This is a genomic window from Veillonella sp. 6_1_27 (genome assembly GCF_000163735.1).
GTDB classification, from domain to species: domain Bacteria; phylum Bacillota; class Negativicutes; order Veillonellales; family Veillonellaceae; genus Veillonella; species Veillonella parvula_A.
Genome location: NZ_GG770215.1, coordinates 16,008 through 32,124, shown reverse-complemented (window position 1 = coordinate 32,124; position 16,117 = coordinate 16,008). Strand labels below are relative to the sequence as shown.

At 37.5% G+C, this 16,117-nt stretch carries 12 protein-coding genes; 4 read left to right on the top strand and 8 right to left on the bottom strand.

The annotated features are described in order from the left end of the window. Positions 1 to 312 precede the first annotated feature (312 nt). Positions 313 to 1,560 carry a sodium/glutamate symporter gene (locus HMPREF0874_RS00145; protein WP_008600554.1) on the top strand — a complete coding sequence of 416 codons (1,248 nt, stop codon included), beginning with the start codon at positions 313 to 315 and terminating at the stop codon, positions 1,558 to 1,560. A gap of 91 nt (positions 1,561 to 1,651) precedes the next feature. Here the strand turns inward: HMPREF0874_RS00145 and rsmA are convergent, their stop codons facing one another. Both rsmA and rnmV read right to left on the bottom strand, forming a co-directional pair. Continuing rightward, complete coding sequence (gene rsmA / locus HMPREF0874_RS00140; protein WP_039964871.1) at positions 1,652 to 2,506, bottom strand: 16S rRNA (adenine(1518)-N(6)/adenine(1519)-N(6))-dimethyltransferase RsmA; 855 nt, start codon at positions 2,504 to 2,506, stop codon at positions 1,652 to 1,654. A 13-nt stretch (positions 2,507 to 2,519) separates the two neighbouring features. Then, positions 2,520 to 3,047 carry a ribonuclease M5 gene (gene rnmV / locus HMPREF0874_RS00135; protein WP_039964869.1) on the bottom strand — a complete coding sequence of 176 codons (528 nt, stop codon included), beginning with the start codon at positions 3,045 to 3,047 and terminating at the stop codon, positions 2,520 to 2,522. A 106-nt stretch (positions 3,048 to 3,153) separates the two neighbouring features. Between rnmV and HMPREF0874_RS00130 the strand changes: the two genes are divergently transcribed. From HMPREF0874_RS00130 to msrB, 3 genes are all read left to right on the top strand, one after another. Continuing rightward, a complete protein-coding gene (locus HMPREF0874_RS00130) occupies positions 3,154 to 4,092 on the top strand; it encodes a LysR family transcriptional regulator (protein ID WP_004697127.1) in 939 nt (312 codons plus the stop codon). Positions 4,093 to 4,345: 253 nt separating this feature from the next. After that, complete coding sequence (locus tag HMPREF0874_RS00125; protein WP_004693284.1) at positions 4,346 to 5,467, top strand: 5-methyltetrahydropteroyltriglutamate--homocysteine S-methyltransferase; 1,122 nt, start codon at positions 4,346 to 4,348, stop codon at positions 5,465 to 5,467. Further along, on the top strand, positions 5,468 to 6,406 hold the full coding sequence (gene msrB / locus HMPREF0874_RS00120) for a peptide-methionine (R)-S-oxide reductase MsrB (protein WP_004697196.1): 939 nt from the start codon (positions 5,468 to 5,470) through the stop codon (positions 6,404 to 6,406). A 122-nt stretch (positions 6,407 to 6,528) separates the two neighbouring features. Here the strand turns inward: msrB and HMPREF0874_RS00115 are convergent, their stop codons facing one another. The 6 genes from HMPREF0874_RS00115 to metG form a co-directional block, all read right to left on the bottom strand. Next, positions 6,529 to 7,506, bottom strand: coding sequence for a 3D domain-containing protein (locus HMPREF0874_RS00115; protein WP_004693280.1), 978 nt, complete (start codon positions 7,504 to 7,506; stop codon positions 6,529 to 6,531). A gap of 425 nt (positions 7,507 to 7,931) precedes the next feature. Then, positions 7,932 to 10,049, bottom strand: a complete 2,118-nt coding sequence (gene ppk1, locus HMPREF0874_RS00110; protein ID WP_008600549.1) for a polyphosphate kinase 1 — start codon at positions 10,047 to 10,049, stop codon at positions 7,932 to 7,934. Further along, a complete protein-coding gene (locus HMPREF0874_RS00105; protein ID WP_008600545.1) occupies positions 10,039 to 11,604 on the bottom strand; it encodes a Ppx/GppA phosphatase family protein in 1,566 nt (521 codons plus the stop codon). The genes ppk1 and HMPREF0874_RS00105 overlap by 11 nt, the downstream gene beginning before the upstream one ends. Beyond that, positions 11,604 to 13,151, bottom strand: a complete 1,548-nt coding sequence (ppx, locus tag HMPREF0874_RS00100) for an exopolyphosphatase (protein ID WP_008600542.1) — start codon at positions 13,149 to 13,151, stop codon at positions 11,604 to 11,606. Before ppx ends, HMPREF0874_RS00105 begins: the two co-directional genes overlap by 1 nt. Positions 13,152 to 13,372: 221 nt before the next feature. Beyond that, the gene (locus tag HMPREF0874_RS00095; RefSeq protein ID WP_008600541.1) at positions 13,373 to 14,143 is read right to left on the bottom strand and encodes a TatD family hydrolase; all 771 of its coding nucleotides are present in this window, start codon (positions 14,141 to 14,143) and stop codon (positions 13,373 to 13,375) included. After that, positions 14,143 to 16,089: a methionine--tRNA ligase gene (metG, locus tag HMPREF0874_RS00090; protein WP_008600539.1), complete on the bottom strand. Its 1,947-nt coding sequence runs from the start codon at positions 16,087 to 16,089 to the stop codon at positions 14,143 to 14,145. Before metG ends, HMPREF0874_RS00095 begins: the two co-directional genes overlap by 1 nt. Positions 16,090 to 16,117 lie beyond the last annotated feature (28 nt).

Sequence of the window (16,117 nt, the reverse complement as noted above, 5' to 3'; positions counted from 1 at the left end):
GTATATTTTATATGATTATAAATATAAAAAATATATTCCAGTTTATTTTTTTATAACAAGAAGGAAAATCACAGATTTAAGTCGAATACATATAGTATGATTATGTACATAAGTAATATATATTATTACTTTTCTATATTTATATGTATAATCATAAAATTAGTTTTATTAATATTATTGTTTTTTGTGTTGTTATGAGTGTTTAAAGATAAAAATATAAACTTTTTATACGTTATATATTCTATAGTATTTTTTGACCATTCATGATACCATAAAACTCAGATTTATTTTTTATTTTAAAGGAGTGATTTTATGCCACTTATTGACTTAGCCTTAGTCAACAATGTATGGACCTTAAAACTGTCCATGATTCAAACTGTAGGTCTTGCCGTAATTACCTTATTCATCGGTACTTGGATCAATAAGCATTCCAAGTTCTTACAACGTATGTGTATGCCTGCACCAGCGGTAGGTGCTCTTCCATTTGCATTTTTAACTGCTATTTTATCTTATTATAAGATCTTAAACATTACCTTTGAAGGTTCCTTACAAACATTTTTAATGCTTGCCTTCTTTACCACGATTGGTTTAATGGCATCTTTAAAAGTCCTCAAAAAGGGCGGTATCTTCATTATTTTCTTCTTCTTAGCTTGTGCAGTGTGGATTGTAGTACAAAATACTGCAGGTATTATGATTGCCAAAGCATTAGGGATTGAGCCGATTATCGGCATCATGGCAGGTTCTGTATCTATGATTGGCGGCCTTGGTACAGCTGGTGCCTTTGGTCCATATTACGAGCAATTACTTGGTATCCCTGGTACCGCTTCCGCAGCAGTTGCAGCTGCAACATTCGGCATGGTAGCTGGTACAATCCTCGGCGCGCCTGTAGGTGAACGCATTATTAAAATGCATAAAGTTAAAACACCTTATGAAAATCCTGAGTTAATGGAGGATGAAGGCATCGATATAATTGAAGATCACGTTGAGAGCGGTGGCAAACAATTCAACGCTCAAGATCTTTTAACAATCTGTATGTGGATTGGCCTTGCATTAGGTATCGGTACCATCGTAAGTGCTGGATTATCTGTTCTTACTCCACTACCTGCATATATTGGCGCTATGATTTGTGCAGCAGTAATTCGTAACTTTGGTGATTTTACTAAAGCATACAAAATCAACGATGCAGCTCTTGATGCAGTATCTAATGTAGCATTATCCTTATTCGTAACAATGGCTATCAACAGCTTGAAATTAGTTCAATTAATTGATCTTGCTTTACCACTCATTACAATCTTAGTTGTACAAATGGCACTTATCTGTGTATTTGCATACCTTATTTACTTCCTCTTTGGTCGCAACTACGATGCAGTTATGCTTGGTGCCGGAGCTATCGGTTTCGGACTGGGTGCTACACCAAACGCATTAGTTAACATGTTATCCTTAGCAAGTAAACACGGCCCATCTCCTCGTGCTTGGCTCGTAGTTTCCTTAGTAGGTGCATTCTTAATTGACTTTGCAAATGCTTTCCTCATTACAACCATGGCTGGTATTCTTTACTAACTAAAAAGGACCCATTCGGGTCCTTTTTTTCATGAAAAAGAGCTTACTGGAATGATATTTTATCAGTCCAATAAGCTCTTTATGTATTATACTATTTGATTAATGCTGCCCACGCGTTGGCTACATCGGCAAAGTCTTGAAGGGTAAAGGTCTCACCTCTTCGTTGACCATCAATATTTGCTTTTGCTAATAACTCTTCAATTCTATCCCTTGTTAAGCCCGTTGTTTTCATCGTATTAGAGAATGTTTTACGGCGTTGCGCAAAACCTGCTTTCACAACGCGAAAAAATAGTTTCTCATCAATCACATCTACAGGTGGTTTATCACGCAATACGCAACGGATAACAGAACTTGTCACCGCTGGAGCTGGCAAGAAAGATTTAGGCGGTACATCAAGAACAATATCTGGTTCCGTATAATACTGAACAGCAACAGATAATGCGCCATAGTCCTTTGTACCGGGCTTTGCTATCATCCGTAAGGCCACCTCTTTTTGCACCATCACAACTAGACGTTCAATAGGTAGTTTACTTTCCAACAAAGACATAATAATAGGTGTTGTAATATAGTATGGCAAATTGGCAACCACTTTAAATGGTTTATGATTCATAATCGTTAGCACATCAAGCTTTAACACATCACCATGAATGATACGTACATTGTCATAAGATGCCAATGTCGTATCTAGTACCTCTAATAAGCGACGATCTAGCTCGATAGCCGTTACATCTGCCCCACTTTGAGCTAAACCTTGTGTCAACGTACCAATGCCAGGACCAACCTCTAGGACAGGTTCCCCTACGGTTAATTCCGCAGCATGTACGATTTCATCAACTATGCCTCGCTTAATAAGAAAATTTTGCCCTAGCTTTTTGCTCATTTTAATATCAAAGCGCTTACATATATAATGCACAACCTCTGGGCTTGCAATTACTGATTCTAACATCTTAACTCCTATTTTAACAATTTACCGCCTCTTCATAAGCATCTCGAGTTATACCATAATGATTTAAACGGTACAAAAATTGTTTACCATTACCGTATCCAATACCTAATTTAGCACCAATAACCGCTCGACGAGCCGCACTATCAGGCATACCAGACAATCCGTGACGCACTAAGTCCACCATAGTAAATTCGTTGGATGATTTTAGAGACTCTACGTGTAATGTAGATAAAGCCTTTCTGATTGACTCAGGAGAGGCTTGTTCTATGCCAATATCATCATTTGCAAACGCTTCGTCACGAGACACAAAAGCATGTTGTGCATTAGGAAATTTTTTAGTTAAAACGCGTCGGATTCGCTCCCCTGCTGTATCAGGATCCGTTAATATAATAATGCCACGTTTCTCATAGGCAACGCGAATCATATCGATAACACCTCTTCTAAGGGTAAATCCTTCTGTAGCAATGCAATCAGCCTCTACAGCTTGAGCGATACGCTGAATATCAGATTTTCCTTCTACCACAATGACTTGTTTTAACATATATCCCCCTTTTATTCTATTAATACATTGTAGCATATATATAACATTGCTTAAATACTTATAATCGAGTAGTATTAATAGTGTAATATATAAAAGGAGGCCAATCATGACCTTACAACAATTAAAGTATGTCACTACAATTGCCAATATAGGCAGCATTAGTGAGGCAGCAAAGAGATTATTTGTGTCTCAACCGAGCCTCACCAAGGCTATTAAAGAACTAGAGAAAGAAATGGGCATTACCATTTTCGATCGTACTAATAAAGGAATTACCGTATCTAAAGAAGGGGAACGCTTCCTCGGCTATGCGCGCCAAGTGTTAGAACAAGCAGCCCTTTTAGAGGAGCAATATAAGAGCCAAAGCGGCGGTAAGAAACAATTTTCTGTGTCTACTCAACATTACTCCTTTGCAGTCAATGCCTTTGTAGAGCTTTTAAAAGGCGCTGAAATCGATCAATATGATGTATCCTTACGAGAAACACAAACCTATGAAATTATCGATGACGTAGCTCATATGAAGAGTGAAATTGGTTTGCTCTATTATAATGATTTCAACCGTCCTGTATTAGAAAAATTAATTCACACTAACGAATTAACCTTTACTGAATTATTTACGGCCCATCCTCATATCTTTATTGGTAAAACGCATCCACTAGCCCATAAAGAGGTAGTCTCTATGGACGAATTAGAGGAATATCCATATATTTCCTTTGAGCAAGGCGATCACAACTCCTTCTACTTCTCTGAAGAAATCTTCAGTACCGTGGTGCGCCCAAAACATATCCGTGTTCGCGATAGAGCATCTTTATTTAGCCTATTACTTGGCCTTGATGGATACACTGTATCTAGTGGTGTAATCGATAAAGAGGTAAATGGTGAAAATATCATTTCCGTTCCACTTGCCGAAGAAGGTTTAATGCACATTGGCTACATTACTAATAATAAAATGCAACGCAGCCGTTTAGGTCAAGAATATATCCACGCTCTAGAACAATACGTTAGTAATTACGGTAGACATATTCAATTACCAGAAAACAAAAAATAATTATATATCATATTATTTATAGAGCGATACAACACTATTGTTCAATTTAGATGTATCAGATAATCCATAAAGAAGGCACTCTCTATTTTAGAGAGTGCCTTCTTGGGTATAACTTAAAGCATAAAATCACTCATAGACATAACTTTAAACTATATACAACTCAAATATATTGATATTTTTATATATAATCATACTTAGCTATAATTAACCTATCAAAATTATCGGTTTAATCGTTTATATAAGGAGGATTATTATGTCCAAACATACAGCACCATTCCACTTTGATATCGTAGGTTCCTTCCTACGCCCAGCAGAATTAAAAGAAGCACGTGAAGCTTTTAATAAGGGAAATATTACTCGAGAAGAATTAACAGCCGTTGAAGATCGTCTTATTACAGACCTCATTCAAAAACAGAAAGCAGCTGGCCTACCAGTGATTACAGATGGCGAATTCCGTCGTGCCTATTGGCATCTAGACTTCATGTGGGGCTTTAACGGCGTAAAAGAAATTGAACTGGAACACGGTTACAAATTCGTCGGTCAAGAAACAGCGCCAGGTTCCCTCGCCCTTACTGGCAAAATTACGGGAACAAACCACCCATTCGTTGAACATTTCAAATTTGTAAAACAATTTGAAGACGAAAATACTACGGCGCGTCAAACGATTCCTGCTCCCTCTCAGTTTTTGGCAGAGTTATTCCGTGAAGACAATGGCATTACAACGCGCTCCTTCTATCCAGATTTAGAAGAATTGATTCAAGATATTGCTGCCGCCTATCGCCAAGTAATTAAAGACCTTTACGATGCAGGTTGCCGCAATATTCAATTTGATGATTGTACTTGGGGTATGTGTTGTGACCATGCTTACTGGACAGGTCGTCAAAAGGATAAAAGTGTAACCATTGAAGGTGAAACCGCTAAATATTTACGTTTGAATAACTTAGCTCTTGAAGGTCGCCCTCACGACTTAGCATTTACTACACATGTATGTCGTGGTAACTATAACTCTACATGGGCCGCTAGTGGTGGGTACGAACCTATTGCCCCTATCCTATTTGCCAAGGAAAATGTAGACGCTTATTACCTAGAATTTGATGATGATCGCTCTGGAGGTTTTGAGCCATTGCGTGAAGTTTCTCCTAATAAAAAAGTTGTATTAGGTCTTATCACATCTAAACGCCCAGAGTTAGAAGATAAAGAAATCATCAAAGAACGTATCAAAGAAGCTACAAAATATATTCCACTTGAAAGACTTTGTTTATCTCCTCAATGTGGCTTTGCTTCTTGTGAAATCGGCAATCAATTGACCGAAGAAGAACAATGGGCTAAACTCGCATTAGTCAAAGAAATAGCTCATGAAGTTTGGGGTGATTAAATGAATGAACATACTATATATTTAGGCGGTGGTTGCTTCTGGGGCCTTCAAGGGTATATCAAAAAGATCTCCGGTGTCCTTTCTACCGAAGTAGGTTATGCCAATGGTCCTACAGAAAATCCAAGTTATGAAGATGTATGCCACAATAGCGGGCACGTAGAAGCTCTCAAGGTCATTTACGATGCTGATATACTATCTTTAGATCACTTAATTCAATATTTTCTACGTGCTATTGATCCCTTTAGTGTCAATAAACAAGGTGGTGACGTAGGCATTCAATATCGTACGGGTATTTATTATACTGATCCAACCGATAAAGCCGTTATTGAAAGTACCTTAGCACGTGCTCAAGCCTTTGAAGGTAAACCATTTGCTATTGAAGTATTGCCTTTAGAGAATTACTACTCTGCTGAGGAATACCATCAAGATTACTTAGACAAAAATCCTAATGGCTATTGTCACATTCCATTGGGGTTATCTGATGAACCACTCATCGATGATAATACATATGCTAAACCTTCCCAGGAAGATTTAGAGGCATTAACGCCACAAGAGTTTGAAGTAACTCAAAACTCTGCTACAGATGCGCCTTTCAGCCATGAACTAACAGATGAGTTCAAAGCAGGTCTCTACGTAGATATTACAACTGGAGAACCCCTTTTTGTATCAGCCCATAAATTCGATTCTCATTGTGGCTGGCCTAGCTTTACTAAACCAATAGCTAAAGATGTTATCAAGTATTACCAAGATAACTCACATGGTATGAATCGCATAGAAGTTCGTAGCCGCATCGGTAATGCTCATTTAGGTCATGTATTTGAAGATGGTCCTAATGGCTCTCTTCGCTACTGTATCAATGGATCATCTTTACGATTTATCCCTAAAGATGAATTAAAAGGTACAAAGTACGAATATCTAATTCCATATATTGAAGACTAAAAAAGGACGCCTTAATCATAAGGCGTCCTTCTACTATATCTATTATAATTGAATATTACTGAGCTAAGTAGGTCCAATAAAAAGAGGATATATCTTATAGATATACCCTCTAAATCATCATATTAGTCCAAAACGTACACTGTAACGTCTTGGCGACCAAAGTCCATAGCCTCCCCATAAGAGTCCATTACAAGGTCGATTTTGTTACCTACTATAGCACCACCTGTATCGGCAGCAATAGCTTCACCGTAACCAGGAATAAATAAACGTGTACCCAATGGAATAACATCTGGGTCTACTGCGGCAATGCCACGTACTGCAGGTAGACCCGTAGCGGTAATACCAGCACCATCACCATCGCCAGCAAGATAAGCAGATGCTTCCATTACGATAGCGCGAGATGCACGTCCTGCTACATTACGAGATGTAGTCACCTCACGAGTGCCCTCTTTAATAATTGTAGGTACCATTGCACGTTGTGTTACTTTAGATACATCATTAGTTTTAATAACTGTACCATTACTATATAGTGTTTCACGTTGTACTCGTTCTAAGCCAGGTTGACCAACTTGAACAACCTCTTCTTCGCCCTTAGCCATAGTATCATCTTTTTGACGAACCACTTCAACAGCAACCTCTTGATCTACTGTAGATAGAGAGCGGCTTGTTACTTGAGCAATTGTTATACGTGTACCACTTAAAACAGATCCATTTTCATCGCCCACTACTACATAGTTAGGTGCTTTGAAACCAAGCTCATTAGCAACACCTTGAGCAGTTGTTTCTGTAGTGAATACAGCTCTTGTTTTACCATTTACAGTTACATAAACTGGAATAGCACGAACAACCGTTAAGGTTGTTCCATTTTGAACTGTAGATGAACTAGAAATAACTTTATCGTTTGGATTTAACTTAACCCCGGCATCGCGTACAATGCCTTCGTTAGAATTTAAATGCGTTCTAACAGTGTGTGCTGCACCATCTACCATAACGGTAACGGTTTTATCATTATAAGAAAAACCGGTCATGGTTACAGCTGTTACAATCAATCCGGCAACAACAGACGAAATATATCGCTTGTGTGTCTTATGAATTCTCATGTTGTAATCCCTCCTGTAATGGTATTATTCTACTACAGATAGATACAACCTGTCAAACGCCGTAAGTTAACAATAAGGCAAAATCCTTTATAAATACTGAATTTATAACAGTTTGTATTTTGTATTTTTTAATGAAAGTCCACTGTATGCGTACATATCGATATTTTTAAATACTATACAATATATTCCGAATTGTGTACATATATACAACACTAATACCACATATAGTATATACAGATTTTTTATTACTAAATTTGTATTTTTATGTGTTTTTCAATTGTTACCAACATTTTCTAGAACACTCAAAACTTCACTTTGTCCTCATTTTTAAATGTATAAGAAAGTAAAAAAGCCCATATAATGGGCTTTTTATATGTTATGTAATTGTATTAAAATTCATTACCTAATATATTAAGATTTCTTCATCATCTATTCATTTTTAACATTGGTTGTAACCGTTCAATGACCGTCATTGACTCTCTGTGTTCATGCTCAATAGCAGCTTTCATTAGTTCCTCTTGAGCAGATATAGGATTCTCTCGATCATTGATTTTATGATACGAACCATCTGCTCTCATAAAATGAGCTTTTAATGTATCATCTAAATATAAATCTAAAATACTTTTTACCCGTTCTTTATGGCGTTTATCTTCAATAGGAATCATAAGCTCTACACGTTCATTCAAATTTCGAGGCATCCAATCTGCACTAGATAGGTACAGACTTTCATTCCCTCCATTACGGAAGTAGAACAAACGATGATGTTCAAGAAAACGCCCCACAATAGAGCGTACTGTGATATTATCACTAACACCGGCAATGCCAGGACGAAGCGTACAAATACCACGCACGATAAGATCGATACGAACTCCAGCAGAAGAAGCTTCATACAACTTAGCAATGACCTTTTTATCGAGCAGAGAATTCATCTTACCAATGATATAGGCTTCTTCCCCATTCTTAGCAAACTCGATTTCACGGTCAATAAGTTCCATAATTTTTTCACGTAAATTTAAAGGCGCTACAATAAACTTATTCCAAATCGGTGGGTCAGAATATCCAGAAATCAAGTTAAAGAAACGTGACGCATCATCACCATACTCATCATTACAAGTAAATATACCACAATCAGTATACATGCGAGCTGTTTTACCATTATAGTTTCCCGTTGCTAGATGGACATACCGCCTAATACCATCGGTTTCCCGGCGTACCACCATAGTAATTTTAGAGTGTGTCTTAAGACCTTTTAAACCATAAATAACATGACATCCCGCTTTTTCGAGTCGACGAGCCATATGAATATTGTTTTCTTCATCAAACCGCGCCTTAACCTCCATAAGGACGGTTACTTGTTTCCCATTATCTGCCGCTTTTATTAAGGACGCAATAATCGGAGAATCCCCACTAACGCGATATAATGTTTGTTTAATAGCCAATACATCAGGATCTATAGCTGCTTGTGCAATAAATTGCTCAACCACTGCAAAAGATTCAAAGGGATGATGAACAAAAAGATCTTGCTTCCCAATAATAGAAAATAAGCTATCACCTTCATGATCAACTAATTCACTAGGAATCTTAGGATCAAACGGTTCATATCGGAGCTTATCATAACCAGGATAGTTACAGAAATCAAAGTACATACGGCAATCCAAATGTCCATCAATCCGATATACGTCCTTTTGCTCTAATTCTACACTTGTAAGGACAAAGTCTAATAAGTGATCCTTTATCTCTCCACAAACTTCAAGACGTACCGCATCACCACGACGGCGACGCCGCAAGGATGCCTCTACTTCAGATAGCAAATCTGTTGCTTCTTCCTCATCTATTTCAAGGTCTGCATCACGAGTAATACGGAAAACCATATAATCTTCAATACCATAACCTTGGAAAAATTGATTTGCATAATAAGTAATGACATCTTCTAGATAAACAAATCGATGTTCCTTATTGCCACGGCTTGGAACTTCAATGATTCGATCTAATACAGATGGTATTGGCAAGATAGCAATCTTGTAATCCTTAGTCCCATCCTCTTGTATTTGAAAGATACGTACAATTGCATTAATGGTATGATTTGTTAAAAATGGAAATGGGTGCCCCGAGTCAACAGCCAATGGTGTTACTACGGGGTATATATGTTCCTCAAAATAATGGCGTAGCCAGGCTTTTGTTTTTACATCTAGTGTATCAGGATGGGTAAAGAAAAAGCCATGAGCCTCTAGTTCAGTCAGTACATTATTTAAATACGTGCTTTGCATGGAAACAAGACGTTGTACAGATTCATCAATCGCCTTTAATTGTGCTTTTGCATCCATATGAGCCGCATCATATTTAACAATGCCATTCACAACTTGATGGCGTAAGCCAGCCACTCGAATCATAAAAAACTCATCTAAATTAGAACTAGCAATAGCAATAAAACGCAACCGCTCCAACAGCGGAGTATTTGGATCTATGGACTCTAATAGTACACGCTGATTAAATTTTAGCCAAGATAATTCACGGTTAAAATAATATTTAGCATTACTGAACATGGCGGTCACCTCCTCTTACAAGCATGAGTTCCATACCAAATACTTCTGTAAAATACTCGGAATCGCGACTAAATGTCCACCATTCTAGAGAAATGTCTTCATTAGTGCGGCAGAATACATACAATACATTATCCCGTTCTTCTAAGGTAATATCCGATATTTTTTGATTGCTACCTGCATCAAGCGCACAAGCCACACGAATGATAGCTACTAACTTTGTAACTTGAATCTTTTGTAATTCCGTCAAGGAATTAAAATATGTATCATCATCAGACGGAGTTCCCTTATAATGATAAAACACAACATTTGCTACCACTTGTTTTTCTTCTTCTGAAAGCCCAAAAATATCTGTGCCCATCACAATATGATACGCATGCTCTCCATGGTTTCGTAAATTAACAAACTTGCCTACAGAACATAATATAGCTGCAATGCGGCATAAATAACCCCACCGCTCCGGTAAACCTTTATGGCGTAATGTTTTACAGAATAAAGAGCTGAATCTTTCTACCTCAGCATCATGAATGCTGTCAGTATGATATCTAGCGGCAACAGCACGAGCTAATTGAGCATTTTGCTCACGCAATTGATACATAAAAGGATTATTTTCCGCCTCAACTCCATAAAACCAGCTTATTCCTTGCGAGAAGGAGAAGCTACTAAAAATCAACGATTTAGGCTCTATAGCCGTTATAATTTCATTAAATAAAATCATAGTAGGCATCAAAATATTGGCCTTATATTCAGGTAGTCTATATCGATTGATCAACTTAGTGGCCGTTACACCATCAAAGGATTTGATGAACCCCTTAAAACGTTCTGGTTCAATGGTAATAATATCATCCTTATTACTGCCATCTCCCATGAGGCGCGCCATATATTGAGCTTCATCGCCTGATAAAATGACACTATTAATATTGAAAGTTTTAAGCTCTTCCCGCAATGGGCCTATCATGCGATGTAAATACTCGGTAATAGCCATTGGAAACGATGTAGAGGAACGTTGGTTGCGATTAAAAGATTCCATAACACGTAATGACCCGCTATGCATATTGCGCTGAAATAATAAGCTTTCACCACGCCAAACGGTTAAACCTACACCACCAGAAGTAATATCAAGGAATAATGTTGCCTTTGTAGGATCCGTCAAGCGGTACTGATTAGTCATCTTGTAGTATAGTAAGGCATATTTGTAATACACCTCTTTAGGCATGTCGATAACCTCAACACGCATACCTGTTTGAATATAAATTTGGTCGAGAATACTACGACGATTAGCGGCTTCACGTATTACAGTGGTGCCATATAATCTAGAGCGACTCACACCGTAATCAGCCATTAATTGTTTATATCCCTTTAAGATATGACAAATTTCCTCAATTGTTTCAAAACTCAAACGAGAGGTTTGGAATAATTCTTCCCCAAAGGTTACCTCCCTAGCTGCATAATCTATAACGCGTACATCATCGATGCCCTTGTATTCTAAAATAGTAATACTCATGCTACTGGAGCCTACATGTAGCACTGCATATCGTAACGCTTTTGGTAATGCCATTATGCCTCCTTACGAGCTTCCTTCCACTCTATTTCTAATGTTTTCTTAAATTCTTTTTTGAAAGATTTTCCTAATTTCTCTACAGCCGCTTTTGTTACACTTATATCGCGACCGTTCAAATAGGTTACTACTAATAGTACACTAGTATATTTTAGATTCACGGATAAATGGCGAATAAATTGTTCATGACTTTCATCAAGAGCTTCAGCCAAGGCTAGAATAATAGATATTTTTTGTCCCAACAAACGCTGTTCTTGATCTAACAATTTACCGTATAAGAAGTTTTTATACTCTTTTGGCGTCAAACCATGAGAGTTCATAACAAGGAACGCGCTAAAAGCTTGTTCAATATGGGAAAGCCCATATAAATTACTATTGACAAGCATATAACAACCATGTCGGGCATGACTATAATAATTAATCCGTTTACCAATATCATGTAATAAGCTAGCCGCAATCAAACAACGTCTTGTATTTTTATCAGCTCTATGAAGTGGTTCTAATTCATCATACAGTTTAATAGCTAAATCTGTAATATATTTAGCATGAACTAACTCATGTTTAGTCATACCTAATAATACATTCTCTGCAGAATGTACTAAAATATCATCAATAATAGAGTTACCACCTAAGTAGTGCGCTCCATAATAGTCATAAAATAAACCTTCTCGCAAACCACAACCACCAACAACAAGTGTTTTAGTATTTACGTAGTTAAATAATTCTTCTACGATAGTGAGGCCGGCAATAATGATATCAGCGCGCTCCGATGATAAACCACTAATTTTTTTGCGTTCCTCTAGAGTTTTGCCTTTTACTTCTTCCAAAATTTCATGGAATCTATGATATGGAATTTCATAATTATGTAGCTTTGTAATAGGATAAGATAACTTGCGTTGATCCATTTTAGCAATATTACGAGCAGTGCCGCCGATACCAAGGAGCGGTAATTTCACATTGCGAAGCCATGTATGTTCCTTAATCGTTTTCTTTACAACTTTCGCCAGTTTATCAAGTTCTTTAGGAGTATATTCATCCCCCTTCTGATAGGTGCCTGTTAAGGTAAGGGCCCCTATCGGCAAGCTCACCGATTTTGTAATATGACGATTTCGTACAAGGGTTATCTCGGTACTGGCACCACCTAAATCAAAAATAATAAAATCCTTAAGTCCAATGGTATTGATAACGCCAAGAAACCCCAGGCGAGCCTCTTCTTCACCAGCAATACATTCTAAATCCAAACCCGTTCGTTCTTTTACAGATTTAATAAAAGCATCCCCATTTTTAGCCAAACGTACTGCTGCGGTAGCAACAGCTTTAATCGTATTTGCCTCCATTGCATCAGCCATATGTACAAAACCTTTTAGAGCACGCAAAGAGCGTTCCATAGCTTCTTTGGTCAGTTCGTGAGTTCCCCACATATTCTCACTGAGACGTACACTTTCTTTCTCTTGATATATCAGTCGATAACTACCAGTCTTAGAAATTTCATATATGACAAAACGAACTGAGTTCGAGCCTAAATCTATAAATGCAATACGTTTCATGTTGCTATCCTCATCTTACTTCTGTTCAGTATGAATATACTTTAGTATACCATAGAAAAACGCGATTCTCACCGATAAGGGAGAACCGCGTTTTATAATTTATAATTTATAATTCTAATTTACTTTTATCGTGTATTCTAATACTTTAGCACAGAAAATCTTAGTGATTAGAATCCAACAAATATTTATTCGCTAAAAATCTTATTAACTAGTTTCTATATTTACTCGATGCCAAATACTCGTTTACCATTATTGAACGTAATTTCACAAAACTCATCTACATCGAGCCCTTTAAGGCTTGCAATTTCTTCTGCCACAAACTGAGTTTTACTTGGATCATTACGACGGCCTCTAAATGGTGGTGGTGTCAAATACGGTGAATCGGTTTCAATGAGGATTCGTTCTAATGGCACTTGTCTTGCCACTTCCTTAAGATTTGTAGACTTAGGAAATACTACAGGACCTGCAAAGGAAATATAAAAGCCCATTTTAATGGCTTCTTTTGCCATCTCCCAACTACCAGAATAGCAATGGAAAATGCCCCAGTTATCCTTCCCTTCATTGCGCAAGATATTCATAATATCACCATGTGCATCGCGGTCATGGATAATAATCGGGAGATCTACTTCACGAGCAAGCTCTAACTGACGAATAAATACGCGTTTTTGTGTTTCACGGTCAGAAAAATCATAGTAATAATCTAGTCCAATTTCACCAATAGCACGTACCTTATCATTGTTAAGAGCTTGTTCCTTATAAAACGCGTAGTCTTCTTCTGTAAAGTCCTTTGATTCATGGGGATGAGTCCCTACAGCAGCATATAATTGATCGTACTGTTTAGCCAAAGCTAAACCAGACTCAACGGTACCTCTGTCAACACCAGGAATCATAATATATTCTACACCTGTATCAAAGCAGGCTTGTAACATCTCATTACGATCATTATCAAAGCGCCCATCATTCACATGAGCATGTGTATCAAAAAGTTTCATTATTTAACCACACTTCCTGCCGGTAATGATTCGATATTTGTTACCTCTAAATGTTCTTCCCAATCAGAGGCGGACAAAATCATACCATAAGACTCGATGCCCATCATCTTTTTAGGAGCCAAGTTAGACAAATAAATTACCTTTTTACCAACCATAGCCTCCGGTTCATAATATTGGGAAATACCACTTAATACTGTTCGTTCTTCAATACCGATATCCAATACAAATTTCAACAACTTCTTGGACTTAGGCACTTTTTCACAGCTTATAACTTTAGCTACACGAAGATCGAGTTTCTCAAAGTCATCATAGGTAATATTTTCTTTTAATGGTGGAATATTAGATGTATCTACAGCTTCTTCAACTTCTTCTGTAACAACAACATCTACCATTTCAGGAACTTCAAAACGTGGATAGATAGGTTCACCTTTTACAACTTTAGTACCTGTTGCCAATAATCCCCAAGTTTTAGCATCTTCCAATGTAGCAGCTTCAAAACCTGTAAGCCCTAATTGTTCCCAGATTTTTGGAGCTCCTACAGGAATTACAGGGCTTACCAAGATGGCAATGATACGCAATGCCTCTGCCAAGTGATACATAGCAGATTGCAAGCGCACTTTATCATGAGCATCTTCAGATTTAGCCAATACCCAAGGCATTGTTTCATCAATGTATTTATTCATGCGACCAATAAAGGACCATACAGTTTTGATAGCTTTATTAAGCTCCATATTTTCCATCGCCGCTTCAAAATCTTTTGCAGTTTGAACGGCTAATGTAGATACATCACGATCCAAATCATCCATATCATCGCATTTTGTAATCACACCACCATGGTATTTTTCAATCATCGCAATAGTACGGTTTAATAAGTTACCTAAATCATTAGATAAATCTGCATTAATTTTTGTAACGAAGTTAGGTAACGTAAAGTTGCCGTCATTACCTAACGTAATCTCGCTTAATAAGTAATAACGCAAAGAATCTGCACCATATGTATCAATCAATGGGATTGGATCGATTACGTTCCCCAAGGATTTACTCATCTTTGTACCATCTACAATCATCCAACCGTGTCCAAATACCTTTTTTGGTAATGGCAACTCAAGGCTCATGAGCATCATAGGCCAAATAATAGTATGGAAACGTACGATTTCCTTACCTACTAAATGGAGATCTGCAGGCCAGTATTTTTTATATAGTTCACCATCACCATCAAATGGAGAGAGTGCACTAATATAGTTCACTAATGCATCGAACCAAACATAGACTACATGTTTAGGATCAAATGGAACCTTGATTCCCCAATCAAAGGATGTACGAGACACCGCCAAGTCTTCTAGACCTTGCTTTACAAATTGAATCATCTCATTACGCCGAGATTCAGGCTGAATAAAGTCAGGATTCTCTTCAATAAACTTAAGCCATTGATCCGTATATTTACCGAGTTTGAAGAAATAACTTTCCTCTTTAACACGCTCTACAGGGCGACCGCAATCCGGACAAGTATGATTAGGTCCTAGCTTCTGCTCTGTCCAAAAAGTTTCGTCTGGTGTACAATACCAGCCTTCATATTCGGCTTTGTAAATATCGCCCTTCTCATAAGCTTTTGTAAATAACGCTTGAACAACCTTTTCATGACGTTCATCGGTAGTCCGAATAAAGTCATCATTGGAAATATGCATTTTTTCCCACAATGCTTTGAAACCATTTACAATATTTGTAGTATATTCAAAAGGCGTAATGCCTTGTGCTTCTGCAGCGCGTTGAATTTTTTGGCCATGTTCATCAGAACCGGTCAAGAAACGTACATCATAACCAGCCAATCGCTTAAAACGAGCAATCGTATCTGCTACAGATGTACAATATGTATGACCAATGTGCAACTTAGCACTTGGATAATAAATAGGTGTCGTAATATAATACGTTTTCTTTGTGTCTCCCATGATGAGCCTCCTTCTAACCTTCGAATGG

Excerpts from the sequence above, each read along its gene's own strand:
- HMPREF0874_RS00145 (WP_008600554.1), top strand. The coding sequence starts at position 313 with ATGCCACTTATTGACTTAGCCTTAGTCAACAATGTATGGACCTTAAAA.
- rsmA (WP_039964871.1), bottom strand. The coding sequence starts at position 2,506 with ATGTTAGAATCAGTAATTGCAAGCCCAGAGGTTGTGCATTATATATGT.
- rnmV (WP_039964869.1), bottom strand. The coding sequence starts at position 3,047 with ATGTTAAAACAAGTCATTGTGGTAGAAGGAAAATCTGATATTCAGCGT.
- HMPREF0874_RS00130 (WP_004697127.1), top strand. The coding sequence starts at position 3,154 with ATGACCTTACAACAATTAAAGTATGTCACTACAATTGCCAATATAGGC.
- HMPREF0874_RS00125 (WP_004693284.1), top strand. The coding sequence starts at position 4,346 with ATGTCCAAACATACAGCACCATTCCACTTTGATATCGTAGGTTCCTTC.
- msrB (WP_004697196.1), top strand. The coding sequence starts at position 5,468 with ATGAATGAACATACTATATATTTAGGCGGTGGTTGCTTCTGGGGCCTT.
- HMPREF0874_RS00115 (WP_004693280.1), bottom strand. The coding sequence starts at position 7,506 with ATGAGAATTCATAAGACACACAAGCGATATATTTCGTCTGTTGTTGCC.
- ppk1 (WP_008600549.1), bottom strand. The coding sequence starts at position 10,049 with ATGTTCAGTAATGCTAAATATTATTTTAACCGTGAATTATCTTGGCTA.
- HMPREF0874_RS00105 (WP_008600545.1), bottom strand. The coding sequence starts at position 11,604 with ATGGCATTACCAAAAGCGTTACGATATGCAGTGCTACATGTAGGCTCC.
- ppx (WP_008600542.1), bottom strand. The coding sequence starts at position 13,151 with ATGAAACGTATTGCATTTATAGATTTAGGCTCGAACTCAGTTCGTTTT.
- HMPREF0874_RS00095 (WP_008600541.1), bottom strand. The coding sequence starts at position 14,143 with ATGAAACTTTTTGATACACATGCTCATGTGAATGATGGGCGCTTTGAT.
- metG (WP_008600539.1), bottom strand. The coding sequence starts at position 16,089 with ATGGGAGACACAAAGAAAACGTATTATATTACGACACCTATTTATTAT.